This is a genomic window from Ferruginibacter profundus (assembly GCF_054783275.1).
In genome coordinates this window covers 1,817,849-1,834,874 of sequence record NZ_BAAGQW010000002.1, presented here as the reverse complement: position 1 = coordinate 1,834,874, position 17,026 = coordinate 1,817,849, and the positions used below count along the sequence as shown (strand labels likewise).

The 17,026-nt window shown below is 39.0% G+C and carries 15 protein-coding genes and 1 tRNA gene; 11 read left to right on the top strand and 5 right to left on the bottom strand.

Translation table 11 applies throughout. The features are described 5' to 3' along the window. Positions 1 to 5 precede the first annotated feature (5 nt). Positions 6 to 1,163, top strand: a complete 1,158-nt coding sequence (locus ACYVM0_RS17920) for a P-loop NTPase family protein (protein ID WP_460559215.1) — start codon at positions 6 to 8, stop codon at positions 1,161 to 1,163. A gap of 41 nt (positions 1,164 to 1,204) precedes the next feature. Here the strand turns inward: ACYVM0_RS17920 and ACYVM0_RS17915 are convergent, their stop codons facing one another. Beyond that, a complete protein-coding gene (locus ACYVM0_RS17915; protein ID WP_460559213.1) occupies positions 1,205 to 2,218 on the bottom strand; it encodes a helix-turn-helix transcriptional regulator in 1,014 nt (337 codons plus the stop codon). 518 nt (positions 2,219 to 2,736) lie between these two features. Between ACYVM0_RS17915 and ACYVM0_RS17910 the strand changes: the two genes are divergently transcribed. The 8 genes from ACYVM0_RS17910 to ACYVM0_RS17875 all read left to right on the top strand — a co-directional run bounded on the left by ACYVM0_RS17910 (position 2,737) and on the right by ACYVM0_RS17875 (position 9,584). Then, positions 2,737 to 2,798, top strand: a tRNA-Ser gene (locus ACYVM0_RS17910). A gap of 370 nt (positions 2,799 to 3,168) precedes the next feature. Next, positions 3,169 to 4,272, top strand: a complete 1,104-nt coding sequence (locus tag ACYVM0_RS17905) for a slipin family protein (protein ID WP_460559211.1) — start codon at positions 3,169 to 3,171, stop codon at positions 4,270 to 4,272. A 213-nt stretch (positions 4,273 to 4,485) separates the two neighbouring features. Then, positions 4,486 to 5,046, top strand: a complete 561-nt coding sequence (locus ACYVM0_RS17900; RefSeq protein ID WP_460559209.1) for a DinB family protein — start codon at positions 4,486 to 4,488, stop codon at positions 5,044 to 5,046. A gap of 5 nt (positions 5,047 to 5,051) precedes the next feature. Next, positions 5,052 to 5,810, top strand: a complete 759-nt coding sequence (locus tag ACYVM0_RS17895; RefSeq protein WP_460559207.1) for a nucleotidyltransferase domain-containing protein — start codon at positions 5,052 to 5,054, stop codon at positions 5,808 to 5,810. Beyond that, the gene (locus tag ACYVM0_RS17890) at positions 5,791 to 6,858 is read left to right on the top strand and encodes a DNA polymerase beta superfamily protein (RefSeq protein ID WP_460559205.1); all 1,068 of its coding nucleotides are present in this window, start codon (positions 5,791 to 5,793) and stop codon (positions 6,856 to 6,858) included. Before ACYVM0_RS17895 ends, ACYVM0_RS17890 begins: the two co-directional genes overlap by 20 nt. A gap of 10 nt (positions 6,859 to 6,868) precedes the next feature. Then, complete coding sequence (locus ACYVM0_RS17885) at positions 6,869 to 7,396, top strand: 3'-5' exonuclease (RefSeq protein ID WP_460559203.1); 528 nt, start codon at positions 6,869 to 6,871, stop codon at positions 7,394 to 7,396. Positions 7,397 to 7,492: 96 nt separating this feature from the next. Continuing rightward, entirely contained in the window at positions 7,493 to 8,941 is a 1,449-nt protein-coding gene (locus ACYVM0_RS17880) for an RtcB family protein (RefSeq protein WP_460559201.1), read from the top strand. Positions 8,942 to 8,990: 49 nt separating this feature from the next. Beyond that, positions 8,991 to 9,584: a hypothetical protein gene (locus ACYVM0_RS17875; protein ID WP_460559199.1), complete on the top strand. Its 594-nt coding sequence runs from the start codon at positions 8,991 to 8,993 to the stop codon at positions 9,582 to 9,584. 10 nt (positions 9,585 to 9,594) lie between these two features. Here ACYVM0_RS17875 and ACYVM0_RS17870 read toward each other — a convergent pair whose 3' ends face one another. Further along, positions 9,595 to 9,996 (bottom strand): hypothetical protein, encoded by a 402-nt coding sequence (locus ACYVM0_RS17870; protein ID WP_460559197.1) that lies wholly within the window; start codon positions 9,994 to 9,996, stop codon positions 9,595 to 9,597. A 10-nt stretch (positions 9,997 to 10,006) separates the two neighbouring features. After that, positions 10,007 to 10,240 carry a hypothetical protein gene (locus ACYVM0_RS17865; RefSeq protein ID WP_460559195.1) on the bottom strand — a complete coding sequence of 78 codons (234 nt, stop codon included), beginning with the start codon at positions 10,238 to 10,240 and terminating at the stop codon, positions 10,007 to 10,009. Positions 10,241 to 10,441: 201 nt separating this feature from the next. On the opposite strand from ACYVM0_RS17865, the gene ACYVM0_RS17860 reads away from it, so the two are divergent. Together ACYVM0_RS17860 and ACYVM0_RS17855 are read left to right on the top strand one after the other, a co-directional pair. Then, a complete protein-coding gene (locus ACYVM0_RS17860; protein ID WP_460559193.1) occupies positions 10,442 to 11,923 on the top strand; it encodes a RapZ C-terminal domain-containing protein in 1,482 nt (493 codons plus the stop codon). A 214-nt stretch (positions 11,924 to 12,137) separates the two neighbouring features. Further along, positions 12,138 to 12,908 carry a sugar phosphate nucleotidyltransferase gene (locus ACYVM0_RS17855; RefSeq protein WP_460559191.1) on the top strand — a complete coding sequence of 257 codons (771 nt, stop codon included), beginning with the start codon at positions 12,138 to 12,140 and terminating at the stop codon, positions 12,906 to 12,908. 73 nt (positions 12,909 to 12,981) lie between these two features. Here ACYVM0_RS17855 and ACYVM0_RS17850 read toward each other — a convergent pair whose 3' ends face one another. Both ACYVM0_RS17850 and ACYVM0_RS17845 read right to left on the bottom strand, forming a co-directional pair. Beyond that, complete coding sequence (locus ACYVM0_RS17850) at positions 12,982 to 15,330, bottom strand: outer membrane beta-barrel protein (RefSeq protein ID WP_460559189.1); 2,349 nt, start codon at positions 15,328 to 15,330, stop codon at positions 12,982 to 12,984. 194 nt (positions 15,331 to 15,524) lie between these two features. Beyond that, positions 15,525 to 16,883, bottom strand: coding sequence for an efflux RND transporter periplasmic adaptor subunit (locus ACYVM0_RS17845; RefSeq protein ID WP_460559187.1), 1,359 nt, complete (start codon positions 16,881 to 16,883; stop codon positions 15,525 to 15,527). Between the last annotated feature and the right edge of the window lie 143 nt (positions 16,884 to 17,026).

The window sequence follows — 17,026 nt, the reverse complement described above, 5'->3', positions numbered from 1 at the left end:
AAAGAATGGGACCGGTAATATTAGCTTTTGCAATGCTGTTTTTGATCTGGTTGGTGCCGGATGTAAAAAACTTTCTGCAAAGTGCATGGAGGCAGATAAAACAAAGGTTTAGCCGCAATAAAAATGCGTCCATCTTTGAATCTTATTACATAGAGGTAAAAGCCTTTTACATAAAAGAATTTAATGCAACACCTTGTATAACTGCCATTAGTAACATTGATGCAACAAAAGCATATGAGTATATCAACAGCGGACTGGCGGGAAAAATACTGGCGATTTATCAACGTAATTATTATAGTTGGCAGGATAGCCGGCAGAACTTTGGTACAACGGTATTTAAATTAGAAAACAAAGTGCTGGTGAAATTGAGTGATGAATATGCGGAAGTTTTGTTTGGTAATACCAACTATGAGTATGCAAACGCATTGATAGCCGCTTTTGCTGCTTTTAAAGTACCGGAAAAGGAAGATCCGTTTGAAATAAACATCATCACACAAACAAGTACAGGCCTTGATTTGAAGCAATTGGAAATAAAACCAACCGTACTGGATATCGATCTTTATTACAACGATGATTTTAAGCCGATAGATGCCATTATCAAACAACGTTTGGAAAAAGAAAATGATAAAGGGATTATTTTGTTACATGGTTTACCGGGTACAGGCAAAACTACTTACTTACGCCATTTGATAGGCAGCATGAAGAAAAAAGTATTGTTTGTTTCACCAGGTGTGGCGGGTAATTTGATGAACCCGGAATTTATTGATCTGCTGATCGATAATCCAAATGCAGTATTGATCATTGAAGATGCAGAGAATATCATCATGGATAGAAAATTCAGCAGCAACAGCAGTGTGAGTAATTTGCTGAACATCAGCGACGGCTTGCTGAGTGATTGCCTGAATGTGCAGATCATTTGCACTTTCAACAGTGCCTTAAGTATGGTTGATAGTGCGTTGCTGAGAAAAGGCAGATTGATAGCGAAGTATGAGTTTGATAAACTGAATGCCGAAAAAGCACAGCGGTTAAGCGATCACTTGGGATTTAAAAATCGCATTCATAAACCAATGACCATTGCTGAAATAGCCAACCCGGATGATATGGAAGTGAAACAGCCGGCAATGCAGGTAGTGGGTTTCAGGAGAGAAGCGGTGATGAATTAAGTCGTGGGCAAAGGAAGCCAGGTTTTAAAAAACTGACTTCCTTAATCCTGATATAGTTCCTGCATCAAACGCACTTTTCTTTTCATCTGCCTTACAATATTGCTAGGTGATAAAACTTTAAGTCCTTCACCAAAACCAATCAGCTCACGTTCCATTTCAAAATTGGGAATTACTTCAATACTGAAATGTGTACCGCCTTGTACCTCCTCCACAATTTTTTGTGAAGCGTGGATTGGTTTGGTTTTGATATAAGGTGCATGATAAGAGCTGGCCCAGAAAATAATGGTGGTGGGCTTTTCGGCAAAGTTCCGTGTAACGCCGATGATATCATCAAAATAACTGTGTGGCTCAAATTTTTTGTGCTGCACAAAAAGTTCTTTGTCTTGTGGTCTAATGTTTTGAATGCGGTCTAAAGCAAAAGTGATAATTTCTTTGCCTTGTTTTTTCATACCAAGAATAAACCAGCGGTTACGGAATTCTTTCAGCAGGTAAGGATAAAAAATAATATCGCTGGCCTGCCTGGCTTTAAAAGACTGATAGGTGAGCAGCAGGGGTGTTTTATGTACAATGGCTTTGTATAAAATGTCCAGCCATTCGATACCGGTGAGCAGGTCATTTTTTTCAAAATCAATTACAGACGCCTGTTGGTTTTGTTCGCTGTAAATCTTGTCTTCCAGCTTATTCACCATTTCACTCACTTCATTAAAGTGGCTGAAACCTTTAAACTGGCGGAGTAAATGTGATACCTCCTGCAATATGCCCAGGTCTTGTGTAGTAAGCGGACTGTTGGCAATGGAGTACTCCGGATCTTCATACGTATAAAACTTTTTGTTGTTTACGATGATGGGTGCATTATAGCCTAAAGAATCACTACGCATGGCGTTCAGGTCTGAGCGGATGGTACGCATGCTGATATTGGTATACACACCTTCGTACTCGTACAAGGCTTCGTTGCAGGCATCAATCAAATCCTCAATGGTCCATTTGCGGCGGCGGTTTTGGAGGCATTTGTCAATAGTGCGGTAACGGATCAAAGCATTGCGGTTTACAGGCATGGGGAAACTTTTTTTAAAAATAATGAAAATATTTTTTACTGTGCAAATAGGTTGCACAGATGCGATGGAAGTTTGTATTGTCAAAGCGATGACATAGTTCTTTACAAACATTCTTTAGCATAAAAGGAAGTGCTGCGGAAAAATTAAGCGTATCCGTGGAGTGGCCGGAAGATGGCGTTCAGACTGCTCGTTTGAATGAATATAATTTACAGTGCACCAAAATCTGAAAGATGAAAGTAGGGAAGCGTATTTACAGCCGGCCTGTTGCGAAAGCAAAGTGTGAGTTCGAATCTCACAAGAATGACAAAAAATAGTTCTTTAAAATATTGTTGAAGTAAAACTCAGCACAAAAGCTTGCTTAACAGCAAGACTGGTATACACCTGCAGAAAACAAACCAGGTTAGTGTTTTAAAACACAACAGTGCAGACGTAGTAACTATCTGTATGCTATTGTTGCTGTAAGGTATGCCAGCCATCACGTTGTGTGTCGAAGGTTTGAATCCTTCTCCCGGTAAAACGGGGTAGCTCAGTTGATTAGAGCAACAACTCCAGGCACAGGTTCGACTCCTGTTCCGGCTCAAAACCGGGTAGCTCAGTTGGTAGAGCACTACACTGTTAATGTAGCATGAAGAAGTACACCGCTTCTTAAAAAATGGTGATCTATAAAAGTTGAAATTGAGTTGCCTGCTGTTTGTAAATGGTTGCAACTTTTACAGCAAAGCAAATTCAGTAAACGCTTTGTAAATGATGAAATGGACTGATACCGAATAGCACTTTGTTTATTTAAACGATACTAAAATAGTTTGGTAAATAATAATAAACACAGTGTTATAACTTATCTGAAAAGAAATCATTTCCGTGATTACAGAATGGTAAACAATTTCAACTTTATTAAAAACAAAATTTAATCAGCGCCATCTGCGAAATCAGCGGGCAAAATAAAAAACAAAATGAAACAAGTAAAAATCAACGCCTACCAAATAGCATTGGTATTTAAAAATGGCGTGTACCAAAAAATGTTAACTGAAGGTAAATACCGGATGTGGTTTAATGAAACTGTAATGATATACGATGTAACCCAGCAGTTTAACGCACCCGTTGCATTAAATATTTTATTGCAGGATACTGCATTGGCCGATGCCTTGCAGGTAATTGAAGCCGGGGATAACGAAATTGTATTGCAATACCAGGATGGTTTATTAAAACAGGTGTTAACTGCAGGCCGTTATGCTTTTTGGAAAAACGCGGTCAACAACTACGAGTTTATAAAAGCAGATATCAGCAAAATAGACATTACTGAAAATATCAGCCGTGCTGTATTGCAAAACAAACTGGTAGCGCCATATGTGCGTAGCTATACTATAGAAAATTACGAGCAGGCCATCTTATTCATTGACGGTAAGTATGCACAAATATTGCCAGCGGGTATTTATTACTGGTGGAAAAACAACATTACCATTGTAGTTGGAAAAGCCGATACCCGTATGCAGCAAATTGAAATTAATGGCCAGGAGATCCTGACCAAAGACAAAGCGGCATTGCGTATCAACGGTTATGCCCAATACAAAGTGGCCGACATTGAAAAAGCTTTGTTGCAAAACAAAGATTACGAACGCCAGTTGTATGTAGCTTTTCAGTTGGCATTGCGGGAGTATATTGGTGCCTTGGGTTTTGATGAGTTGCTGGAGAAAAAAGATACCATCGTACCATTTATTTTGGAAGCCGTAAAAAACACTGCCGGTAATCTGGGTGTTGCGGTAAATGGTTTCGGTATCCGGGATATCATTTTGCCAGGCGATGTAAAAGACATCATGAACAAAGTGTTGGTGGCAGAAAAAAATGCACAAGCCAACAGCATCATGCGCCGTGAAGAAACCGCCAGTACCCGTAGTTTGTTAAACACTGCCAAATTAATGGAAGACAATACCATGTTGTGGAAATTGAAAGAGATGGAATACGTGGAAAAAATTGCCGACAAGATCAGCAATATCAGCGTAAGTGGTAATGGCGCCTTGATTGAACAGTTGAAACAGATTTTTGTGGCGCAGCAGTAGCCAAAGAAGTCAAGTTTTAAAAACTTGACTTCTTTAACCAGCAATAGCAACAACATCCGGTATCATTCCGGTACCGGATGTTTTTTCTTTTTTGAACCGAACTTTAGAAATTCTATTTAGCTTCATTCACGTCATCCCGGTGCATCGGGATACGACATATCTTTATTGCGCTTTTATGGCAACAGAGGATTGCAGACTATTAAAATACACCAGATGATTGATGATGTAATACATAAAATAAGGAATGAACTTACAACGGCGTTTGAAGAAGTGTACCGCTGGTTTAATATGAATGCAGGGCAATTAAATTATCAGCCCGCTAACAATGGGTGGAGTATCAGAAAAGTATTGGAACATATTTTACTTACCAATCATTTTCTTTTGATCTTGATTAAAAAAGGCACGGTAAAAGCTATTGCAAAAGCAGAGGATATTGATTACGCTGACTTGTTAGTTGATTATGATCTTGAATGGGATAAATTAAAAGCAATTGGTGAACATCAATCATTTTATTGGAACAGGCCTGAACATATGGAACCGTCGGGTACCGTGGATATGAATACAATAAAAAGTAAATTGGGGCACCAATTGAGTGAATGCCTCAACTGTTTAGCACAATTAAAAAATGGGGAAGGTATTTTGTACAAGACAACAATGTCAGTGAATGGTTTAGGTAAAATTGATGTATATCATTATATTTTATTTCTTGCACTGCATATTAAACGGCACCTGGCACAAATGGAAAAGATTAAAAAAGAATTTGAACAGCACTGAATTAAATGGAAAATATAAAAGACATACTCTCCGGAATAGAGCGAAAGAAAAACATCAAAATACTCTATGCCTGCGAAACGGGCAGCAGGGCATGGGGTTTTCCTTCGCCGGATAGCGATTTTGATATCCGCTTTATGTATATGCATGACAGAGATTGGTATTTATCGTTGAGTGTAAAAAAAGATACCGTGGAGATAATGGATGGTGACCTGGATATAACAGGCTGGGATCTTAAAAAATCTTTAACCCTGCTTAAAAAATCAAATGCGCCATTGATAGAAAGATTTAATTCACCAATAGAATATTTTTCTGTTCCGGGATTCAGGGATGAATTTCAAGATTTAATAGCAAATTATTATTCACCCATCGCAGTTTTCTTTCATCACTATTCCCTGGCAAAAAACTTTTGGGAAGAGTTGAAAGATAAAAAAGAACTGAAGCTGAAAAGTTATTTCTACCTGGTAAGGTCTTTACTTTCCTGCAATTGGATAATAAAAGACAATACAGTTTTACCCATGCACATAGAAGGATTGATGAAATATGTGGAAGAGGAATATAAAGAAAGGTTGAGAGCATTAATAGCAGTAAAGGCAACTGTGGGTGAAAAGTATGTACACAAAAAGGATGAAAAGTTAAATGAATGGATATTGCATTTGTTTGAATACGTAGAAGCCGGAAAAGAAAACCTGGCAGTAAACAACGCAGACATGGGATTATTAAATGATTTCTTTTTAAAAATGTTGTATGCAAAAGCTCACCATTGATTGGATAAAAGAAAACGGGCTGCTGGTTTTTGAAGTAATAACCGGTAGCAGATCTTATGGACTGGATACACCAACATCAGATACCGATATCAAGGGCGTGTTTGTGCTGCCGAAAAATATGTTCTATGGTTTGGAATATACAGCACAGGTTAATAACGATAGCAATGATATTGTGTATTACGAATTGAAAAGGTTTATGGAGTTGTTGTCGAAAAGTAACCCCAACATATTAGAAATGTTGAATGTGCCGGATGACTGTGTTTTGCAGAAACACCCCATCATGGACATGTTGCACCCGGAAATGTTTATATCCAAACAATGCGAACAGAGTTTTGCCAACTATGCTTTTACACAAATAAAAAAAGCATACGGACTGGAAAAGAAAATTGTTAATCCGGTGGAAGCAGAAAGAAGATCGGTGCTGGATTTTTGTTTTGTACATGAGGATAAGGAAGCGGTGCCTTTGAAAAAGTACCTGGAGGAAAAAGGGTTGGAGCAAAATAACATCGGCCTGGCAGCTATAGCGCACTTAAGGGATTGTTACAATTTGTATTATTCTGATGAATTGAATTATTCCGGCGTAGCAAAAAAGGATAATGCCAACGACGTAAGTTTAAGCAGCGTCCCTAAAGGCGAAAAGCCAATCGGTATGTTGTATTTTAATAAAGATGCGTATTCTATCTATTGCAAACAATACAAAGAGTATTGGGATTGGGTGGCAAAGCGTAATGAACAACGCTATGATACCACCATACTGCATGGCAAAAAGTACGACTCAAAAAATATGATGCATGTATTCAGGCTTTTACTGATGGCAAAGGAAATTGCTGTTGAGGGAAAAATAAATGTTTTAAGGCATGACAGAGATTTTTTGCTGGCGATAAAAGCAGGCAAATTTGAGTACGATGAATTGGTGCAAAAGGCAGAAGCATTAAAAGATGAATTGCCCCTGTTGTACCGGCAATCGAACCTGGTAAATGAGCCCGGTGTGGCAGCTATCAATGAATTGCTGGTGAAAATGAGAGAGAAATATTATTCAGAATTTTAAAACAAAAACAATGAGTTACATTATAGTAGATGTTGAATCAGACGGCCCCATACCACATGCCTATTCGATGGTATGTTTTGGTGCGGTAGTACTGGAGCCAACTCTAAGCAAAACCTTTTATGGCAAAACAAAACCCATTTCGGAGCAATGGATTCCCGAAGCATTGGCCGTAAGTGGTATCAGCCGGCAGGAACACGAACAATTTGAAACACCGAAAAAAGTAATGGAGGATTTTGCCAAATGGTTAGCAGAAAATTCAAAGAACAGACCGGTTTTTATCAGCGATAACCCTGCTTTCGACTGGCAATGGATCAACTGGTATTTTCATACTTACCTGGGTAAAAATCCTTTTGGGTTTTCAGCAAGGCGCATTGGCGATCTGTATTGCGGCATGAAGATGGACACCGGTTTAAATGCAGAATGGAAAAAATTGTTCCGTAAAACAACACATGATCACAACCCGGTAAATGATGCCTTAGGCAATGCAGAAGCTTTGCTGGCCATGAAAGCGATGGGGTTGAAGATACCAGCACATTAAAAAATAAAACAGGAAAGAGAAGTCAGGTTTTTAAAACCTGCCTTCTCTGGAAAAAAAAATCAGCACCCTCAGCGAAAGCTGCGGGCAAATTAAAAAATGAGCAAATTAAAATTAACCGGAAAACAGATCCGTGCTATTGGCTACGAAGAAGGGCCTGTGGTAAGTGTAGCCATGCATACCATGTGTACACATTTTAAACATTCCACTGAAGACGAAGCGTTAACGATATTAAAAGATATTTTAGCTGCACCGGAAAATTACCTGGCAGATGAAGTGTTGCGTAAGATTGCCGAAAAATTAATTGTAGTGGCAGAAGAAGTTGCAACAGAAATTCCGCTGCATGAAAAAGGAGTGGCATATAACGTCTTTGGTGCAAAACATATTGAGGAGGGCGCTTTAGCACAAATGCAGGTGGCCGTTAAATTACCTGTGGCTGTTGCCGGCGCATTAATGCCCGATGCACACCAGGGTTATGGTTTACCTATTGGCGGTGTGCTGGCAACAAACAATGCCATCATTCCCTATGCAGTAGGTGTGGATATTGGTTGCAGAATGTGCCTGAGTATTTTTGCAATTGATCCTGATGAATTGAAAAAAAGGGAAGCGAACTTTCAAAGAGAATTAGTAGCCCATACCTTGTTTGGTGCAGGAAGGGAATTTACAGAAAGAACAGAACATGCAGTACTGGATAGAAATGAATTCAATGATATCGCTTTCTTGCAACCATTGCAGCATAAAGCATTAAAGCAACTAGGTTCTTCAGGAAGTGGTAATCATTTTGTAGAATTTGGTAAAGTAGAAATTACTGATGCCAACAATCCAATGAGTTTACCCATTGGAAATTATGTGGGTTTGTTAAGCCATAGCGGAAGCCGTGGACTGGGCGCCAACATTGCCAATCACTACACACAAATTGCGATGCAGAAAACAGTGTTGCCAAAAGAAGCAAAACATCTGGCATGGCTTGGCCTCGATACTCAGGAAGGAATGGAATATTGGTTAGCGATGAATTTAGCAGGTGATTATGCAAGTGCCTGTCATCATACCATACATGAAAAAATTGCAAAGGCCATTGGAGAAAAACCATTGGCAAGAGTAGAGAACCACCACAACTTTGCATGGAAAGAAATGTTCGAAGGAAATGAAGTGATCGTTCACCGTAAAGGTGCCACACCTGCAGGTAAAGATGTATTGGGCATTATTCCCGGCTCTATGACGGCACCGGGGTTTATCGTAAAAGGTAAGGGTGAAGCAGCGGCCTTAAATTCTGCTTCTCATGGCGCCGGAAGAAAAATGAGCAGGAGCAAAGCGTTGGCCAACATTACGCATGAAGCATTAAAAAAAGAATTGAAAGACCATGGCGTAAAATTAATTGGCGGCGGCCTGGATGAAGCGCCATTTGCCTACAAGGATATTAATGAAGTTATGCAAAGCCAGACCACCCTGGTGGATGTGCTGGGAAAATTCTATCCTGCTATTGTGCAAATGGATGGCAGCGATCCCCAAAAATTCAGGAAGAGAAAAGACGAGACGGCCGGAGAGTAAAATGCAGATTTAATATTGTGGTAACATTGGCGGAGTAATTTTGTGTAAGATGAATGAAAGGTTAGCAAAGAGGAAAGAAAATTATACAAGGTACTTAAGAGAGGAATTTGAAAAAAAGCCACAACGATGGTGGCAGCAAAGAACGGCAGAATACATCGCCACAGCAGATGCCGGTGGCGGAAACAGGTACCAGCCGGATTGGAACGAGATAATAATACGATACGATTTAAAAAGAGCGCTTAAACAAAGCGCTCTTTTTGTTATAATTAACTTCCTGATTGTTTTTATTGTGGACATAAACCGGAAGGAAATAAATGCTTCATTTTTATTTTTCAACTTCCTTATATTCATAGTAATGTTGTGTATTTCCCTTGGCGCTTATTTTAAAGGACCTTATGTTATTTTTAATAGTGCCGGATTTTGGATAAACGGTATGGAAAAAAGAATGCCATGGCAAAACCTTGTCGCTTCCTATATAAAAATAGATGACAACGGCGAAAGTGCCAGCTATTATTTACAATTGCATTACTACGATGAAGGGCAGGATTGCTTTGTATATGACGAGTGTACGCTGGATGGCCTGGAGATACAGCGTGAAGAAATAGCTTTTTATATCGAATGCTGGAAAATGAAAATCCAATAAAATCTATTTGTCATTCCTGTTGCTCCATTGCAGCCTCACTCACATTGGTTACAACATAACGGCAACCATTACAAGCTGCAGCACCTTCCTGCGAAAACCATCGGCAGGTTTCTCTGATAGAACAAGCCGGCAGGTCGTTGCCGGCAGGGATGCTTTCTAAAGCCAGTACTGCTTTTATCACACCACATTCTTTACCTGTCCATTGCCTGCAACCACTTTGTATACATTTATTACTAAACCTGAAGCGGCGCTCCAGCGATTCATTATCACCTGCGTCTTCTAAAAACTCAGGCGTTACTTCAATAGGTGCTCCAAAAAAGCCTACGGTTCCGGAGGGGTTTACCACACCTAATAAATTTGAACCAACCTGCCCCAATGAACTGGGACAGGTTTTGTTTTGATTCGTTTCCATACTACTTACTTTAAAATTTCTTAAACCCGCCTGCTTTAAGTGCGGCCAGGTCTTTAAAATTTTTCATCCAGATGCCGAGCCATTCAGGGTTCTTCATACCCCAGATGCTTTCTTTTGGAAAAGCCCGTGCATTTTTAGCAATGAAAGAAGCAGCCGTTGCCGTAATTGCTTTTTGCAAGCCGTCAGCCTGTGCCTTTGAAAGTTCAACGCCATCCAATTGCACTTTGAAAATTTGTTTTGCCATAATGAATTAGTTTAAAATATTGTGTGGTAAAAGTATTGTGCAGGTATTATTGCTGCAATACCCTAAACTGGTATTTCTTTGGAGAAGGCAGTAATGCTGCCTGCAAAAACGAATAGCCAATGATGCCGGGAAAAACACTGCTTTTAAATCGTTTGGGGGCTGTTTTATTTTAAACTATTTTTACCTGCGTAAAACCGATCAATGTATACTACTACAGACAGAATAAAGGAACTCTTTACAGGTTATTCAAAAGAAGCCATCACTTCAATTGATAAACTGCCACAGGCCGGAAGTGAGCGGCATTATTTCCGTATTCACACAGCGGCTAAAAATTATATTGCAACTTATGGTGCCAATATAAAAGAAAATGATGCCTTCATTTATTTTTCAGAACATTTTAAAAAGAAGGGGCTTGCCACAGCGCAGATACTGGCTATCAATAAAGAAAAAGATATTTATATACAGCAGGATTTTGGTGATGTATCATTGCTGAATAAACTGGAAGAACATGGCTATACCGAAACGGTATATGCATTGTATAAAGAAAGTTTGCACCAACTGGCATTGCTGCAGGTAAAAGGCCACGAGGGGCTGGATTATAAAAAATGCCTTACCAACAGTTCCTTTGGTAAAGAGGCCATCATGGCGGATCTCTTGTATTTTAAATATTATTTTTTAGATGCTTTGCGCAGGCCTTACGATAAACAAAAACTCATTAAGGATTTTGAAGCACTGAGTAATTATTTATCGCATACCGAGTATAAATTTTTTATGTTCCGTGATTTTCAAAGCCGGAATATTATGGTAACTCCTCCTCTTCTTAAGGAGGGGCCGGGGGAGGTTCACTTTATAGATTACCAGGGTGGTATGAAGGGGGCACCACAATATGATGTGGCTTCTTTGCTCTCGCAGGCAAAAGCTAACTTACCCGACGACTGGAAACATAATTTATTGGAGGATTACATTAATTCTTTTGAAACCATTGTTGGCGAAACGGTGGACAGAGATGTTTTTCGCAGCCAATACAATGGTTATGTACTGATACGTTTGTTACAGGTACTGGGCGCTTATGGCTTCCGTGGTTTGTTTGAACGCAAGGCACATTTTCTAACCAGCATTCCGTTGGCTTTGCAGAATTTGAAATCATTTATTACACACCAGAGTATTGGTATATCAGTAACGGAATTTAAAAAAGTACTGGAGCTTTGCATCAGTGACGAAGTGATAGAAGAATTTACTCCTGTACAAGCTACTGATGATACACCACTGGTGGTTACCATCAATAGTTTTTCTTTTATTAAAACAGGTTATCCAAAAGATGATACAGCCAACGGCGGTGGTTTTGTTTTTGATATGAGAGGTATTTTAAATCCCGGAAGATTTGATGATTACAAACATTTATCAGGCCTGGATAAACCGGTAAAAGATTTTTTAGAACAACAAACCAAGATGCCGGAATTTTTAAACAGTGTGTATAGCATTGTCGATATTGCAGTAGAAGATTACATCAGGCGTGGCTTTGAGAGCCTGATGATCAATTTTGGCTGCACCGGTGGCCAGCACCGTAGTGTGTATGCGGCAGAGGCAATTGCCCGGCATTTAAGAAATAAGTTTAAAGTTAAAATTGTATTGAATCACACCAACAAAGAAAATTGGAAAACCGAGATACCCCCCCGCCCCTAAAAAGGAGCTTTGCCTAAAATTTGTTACAGGAATTAAAATAGAAATTTAGTGATTGAAATTGGTGATACAGTGCATAATAAAGAAGATGTAAAAATAAATGATGCCATCAGGCAAAAAAATTGATGCACCTGGTATAACAGTAATCCTTTTCACAAATTCACAAGTAAAAAATAGTATTGAAAAAATAGTGGATACAATAAACAAAAAAATAATAGTGTTACAAAATATCAGAGACCAAAGCTCCCATTTAGAGGCGGCGGGGCTAAAGCTTCGTGCAATAATATTCTCAGCTGGTTTAGGCACCCGCTTTAAACCCTGGACTGATGCTCATCCTAAAGCATTGGCTATTGTAAATGGTAAATCTTTATTGCAACGTAATATTGAATACCTGCAACAATACGGTATTACAGATGTGGTGGTAAATATTCATCATTTTCCTCAGCAGATTATTGATGCTGTTAATGAAAATAAAGGTTGGGGAAGTAATATTATCATTAGTGATGAAAGTGATAAAGTACTGGAAACAGGCGGCGGGTTAATGAAGGCAAAAGCGTTGCTGGATAATGGCCGGCCTTTTTTTTCATTGAATGTAGATATTCTTACTAACCTGGATTTAAATAAACTGATGGCTTTTCATCAGCAACATAAACCTTTGGTTACATTCGGCGTAACTAACAGGAAGTCATCAAGGGTTTTATTATTTGATAATGATAACCGTTTATGCGGCTGGAAAAATGTGCAGACTGGTGAAACTAAAATTTCCATTGATAAACCCGGGCTTATTGAAAAAGCATACAGTTGTGTGGTGATTTACGAACCACAAATTTTTTCTTTAATAAAACAGAAGGGCAAATTTTCTATCATGGATGCTTATCTTGACCTGGCGGCTGAGCATATCATACTTGGTTACGATCATAGCGGCGATAATCTGGTGGATGTTGGTAAACCGGAAAGTGTTGCTGTTGCAGAGAAATTATTTTCATAGGGTAGGTCACCCCAATAAGGGTGGCTCACCCATAATTTTCCAGGGTGAGTCACTTTTTATGAGGAGCTTCACCCTAATTACTCTCCACCGGCGCAGCGCCAAATGCTGCATTCTCCTTCGGTTTACTCAGTCCAAAATTATACCGTAAAGTAAGTCCCAATCTTCTGGTATCATTTACTCTTGAACCGGCACTGTTAACATTGCCTTGTTTTAAAGTAAAGTCTACATGATTGGTTTGTAAAGCATCATTTACAGAAAGAATGATGTTGGCTTTTTTCTTCAACACACTTTTATTAACAGAAAGAAATAATCCGCCAAAATTATTAAGCTCATAAAAATTCTGTACGGCTTTGGTACGCATAAAACCCTGTGCACTTACAATAACAGAAGGCGTGGCTTTAAACTCCTGGTACATAAAAAATAACCAGCTGCCTCGTTTGTAATTAAAAGGCAGGTTTTGATAAATACCATCATAGGCATTGTAGTTATATTGGCTACCCATATAAAAAAAATATTTTCCGCCCGGTGGTATACCGGCAATTATGCGAAAATACACTTCTTTGTTCTTGCCTAAATTATCATACGTACGGTAAACAATTTTTGTGCTGTTATCCTGGTAGGTAACATTGCTGAAAATATCTTTCGTTTGATTTACACCCACCGCAAATACAGGAAAATCCTGGAACATTACATTGAACTCATAGTTGGTAGTAAACTGTGGCCGTAAATTCGGATTACCTGTATCAAACAGATACTGGTCGATGTATTTTGGATAAGGATTCAGTATTTCATAATAAGGCCGCCTGATGCTGCGGCGGTAAATGGCACTCGCCATCAGGTCGGTTTTAAATAAAGTAAATAATTTGTGGCGCAGAAAAACATAGGGAAAAAGATCAGTACGTTTTATAGATAAAGTAGTGTCTTTTGGAATCGTTTGCCGGCCATAGATATCCGTGGTTTCCAAACGCAGGCCGGGTTTTAAAGTAAAGCCATAAAATGTTTTTGACGCCTGCAGGTAAGCTGCGGTTATTGTTTCTTTATATCTGAAAGTATTGGTTTGGTACAGATCGGGCCTTCTGCCCGTAGCGGCACTATCAAAAAAATACACCGCACTGTTATTGCTATTACTGATGGTTGCTTTAAACCCGGTTTCTACAGTAAACTTTTTGGGCAATTTAAGTACCAGGTCTGTTTGTGCCACAAAAATATTCTTATCATTTTTATTGATACCATCACCCACCACAGCGGGCTTTGCCGGTAAAGTATAGGTGTTGGTATAATCCTGTGTATTATGATTATTAAAATAGTTGTAATCAAACTCTGTTGTCCACTCACTGCCAACGGAATCAATTTTATATTTTGATGTAAGGGTGTTGCTGAGGAAAAAGGCATCTGTGGCATTTAAAATAGCAGAGCGGTTATTACCGAGCAAGGCTTGCGTGGAATTTTTCAGGATATCAATATTATTAAGGGCATTACTTTTACTATTGGTATTGCTTAACCTGAAATCGCAGGCAACATTAAATTTTTTGGTAAATGCCAAATCAACACCACCGCCCAGGTAATTATTTACAGAAGGATAAGTAGTGTAAGAATTCTGAGCCAGTAAAGAATCGGTTTTTGCAAAACGATCAGAATTTAATTGTTCATAATTTTTCCTGTTGGTGTACTGGTAACTCAGATAGGTGTTAGCCTTACCAATGCTCTTATTAATATTGGCACCGGCGGTAACAGTTGCGTATACGCCCTGAAAGTAGCCGATATTGGCGCTGCCGCTGCTGCCTAATTTTACGCCTTTCTTCAATACAATATTTACAATGCCGCCACTGCTTGCTGCATCATACTTTGCAGAAGGGCTGCGTAATATTTCTATTTTACTTACGCTGCCGGCGGGCAAACTTTTTAATAAAGAAGCCAGGTCGGCACTGCTCAGTTTCATTTCTCTTCCATTAATAAAAACAGTTGCGGGGCTCATGCTGCTCAGGTATACATTGCCATCCTGGTCTACAATGGCACCGGGTGTTTTTTCCAGCACTTCGTAGGCATTGGTACTGCTGTTGGCTAATACGGTAGCATCCACTACGGTTTTATCATCATCCTGTTTTATCAATGGTTTTTTTGAAACCACCGTAACACTTTGCAAACTGCTGGTATTTCTTTTTAGTACACATGTTGTTACAACCGGCTTATCAATAATGCTGATCGTTTTACTGGTAGTTTCAAAACCAATACAGGAAATAGTAATAATGTATTTAGATAATTGGGTTACAGTAAAACCGTTGCCACTTTTATTATAGAGCTGCGATGTTATTAAAATGGTATCGGGTAACAGGTACAATTGTACGGTGGCATTATTTACAGAATCGTTTTTTGCAACCTGCACAAAAACTTTAAGTGTGGTGGTTTTGATTTGGGCATTCACATGCCGAATGCAGAACAGCATCAGCAGTGCTGTACATAATTTTGTTTTCAATATCCGGCTCTCTTTAAATGATGTTAAATAAGTACGTTATAAACAAAAAATTGAAAAACAATATTATTTTGCTTTTCAATTTTTTTATAAATGATAATAATTATCTTACCCGGGCCCGCCTTTTTAGGGTGGGGGAGATGGTTTTACTTCTTCTCAAACAACTCTTTCTTATCTACTACTTTTACTTTATCACCTTCCTTTAAAGTTTTGCTCACCACATCGTAAGGGCCGGTAATTACTTCATCGCCAGCCTTAAGGCCGCTGGTAATTTCTATGTTGTTAATATCCTGTATGTCTGTTTTTACTTTTACTTTTTTTATTTTACCTTCTTTGTCCAAAACAAAAACCACTACTTCAAGGTCATCATAAGAATTAGCAGTAACGTTTGCTGTTGTATTACCATCTACAGGTTTTGTTTTGTTTGCTTTGGTGCTGTCATTTTTATCCCTTGTGGTAACAGCATTAATAGGAATGCTTAAAACATTCTGGTGTGTTTTGGTTTGTATATCTGCATTGGCACTCATGCCCGGCCTGAAGGGGAAACTGCCTTTGCCGATCAGGTCCATATAACTTTCGGGTAACAGGCGTACATATACTTTGTATTGTGTAACATCTGTACTGGTGCTGCTTAATGCACTTTGTGTGGCAGCACCGTTATTACTGCTGGCTATTTGTGTTACCAGGCCTTTAAATTTTCTGTCACTGTAAGCATCCACAGTTATTACTGCACTATCGCCCAGTTTAACTTTAGGAATATCATTTTCTCCAACATCAACCCTTACTTCAATTTTTTGCATGTCAGCAATTCGCATCATTTCGGTACCCACATTAAAACTATTACCGGCTACTTTTTCACCTTTCTTTACATTTAATAAAGAGATCACACCATCAGTAGGTGCAGTTATCACTGTGCGGCCAAGGTCTTTATTAGCTTTTTGTAAACTGGCCTGAGCACTCTGTACACTCGCCTGCCCGCCACGTATACCTTGCACAGCAGCGTTATAATTTGCTTTAGAAGTTTTGTAATTGGCTTCGGCAATATTGAATTCATTTCGGCTGATCACTTTGTCATCAAACAATTGCTTTTGCATGGTATAGGTTTTCTCTGCCTGCTCCAGCTGTGCTTTTAAAGCATCTAACGCTGCGGTTGAATTACTTACCTGTGCCTGGCTTTGCGCTACGCCGCTTGCCGCCTGGTTACGTTGTATATCATAGATATCTGCATAAATGCGTGCCAGCACCTGGCCTTTTTTTACAGTATCACCTTCCTGCACATTCAGTTCAGTGATCTCGCCACTGATATCCGGGCTCACTTTTACTTCTATTTCCGGGTAAATTTTTCCACTGGCATTTACTATTTCTGTAATGGTTCTTTGCTGTACTTTTTCTGAAGTAACTTTTATTCCTTCATTTTTACCAAATACCCCGGCCTTAGAAAGTGCTACCATGGCTGCAAGCAGAATACCGGCAGCAATCAAGATCCATTTAAGCGTTTTACTCATTGTTTATTTTTTGTGAGCCGGGGCAATGTTTTTTAGATTTCATCGACAGCTGACTCTTGTACAATTTCCTTTTAGTTAATCTATTTAAATCGTTACAGTTTTAATTTGAAAATAAGGTACAATTATCCTGCACCAGGTTTCCC

Bases quoted from the DNA above. Each gene is read 5' to 3' on its own strand.
- ACYVM0_RS17920 (WP_460559215.1), top strand. From the start codon at position 6: ATGGGACCGGTAATATTAGCTTTTGCAATGCTGTTTTTGATCTGGTTG.
- ACYVM0_RS17915 (WP_460559213.1), bottom strand. From the start codon at position 2,218: ATGCCTGTAAACCGCAATGCTTTGATCCGTTACCGCACTATTGACAAA.
- ACYVM0_RS17905 (WP_460559211.1), top strand. From the start codon at position 3,169: ATGAAACAAGTAAAAATCAACGCCTACCAAATAGCATTGGTATTTAAA.
- ACYVM0_RS17900 (WP_460559209.1), top strand. From the start codon at position 4,486: ATGATTGATGATGTAATACATAAAATAAGGAATGAACTTACAACGGCG.
- ACYVM0_RS17895 (WP_460559207.1), top strand. From the start codon at position 5,052: ATGGAAAATATAAAAGACATACTCTCCGGAATAGAGCGAAAGAAAAAC.
- ACYVM0_RS17890 (WP_460559205.1), top strand. From the start codon at position 5,791: ATGCAAAAGCTCACCATTGATTGGATAAAAGAAAACGGGCTGCTGGTT.
- ACYVM0_RS17885 (WP_460559203.1), top strand. From the start codon at position 6,869: ATGAGTTACATTATAGTAGATGTTGAATCAGACGGCCCCATACCACAT.
- ACYVM0_RS17880 (WP_460559201.1), top strand. From the start codon at position 7,493: ATGAGCAAATTAAAATTAACCGGAAAACAGATCCGTGCTATTGGCTAC.
- ACYVM0_RS17875 (WP_460559199.1), top strand. From the start codon at position 8,991: ATGAATGAAAGGTTAGCAAAGAGGAAAGAAAATTATACAAGGTACTTA.
- ACYVM0_RS17870 (WP_460559197.1), bottom strand. From the start codon at position 9,996: ATGGAAACGAATCAAAACAAAACCTGTCCCAGTTCATTGGGGCAGGTT.
- ACYVM0_RS17865 (WP_460559195.1), bottom strand. From the start codon at position 10,240: ATGGCAAAACAAATTTTCAAAGTGCAATTGGATGGCGTTGAACTTTCA.
- ACYVM0_RS17860 (WP_460559193.1), top strand. From the start codon at position 10,442: ATGTATACTACTACAGACAGAATAAAGGAACTCTTTACAGGTTATTCA.
- ACYVM0_RS17845 (WP_460559187.1), bottom strand. From the start codon at position 16,883: ATGAGTAAAACGCTTAAATGGATCTTGATTGCTGCCGGTATTCTGCTT.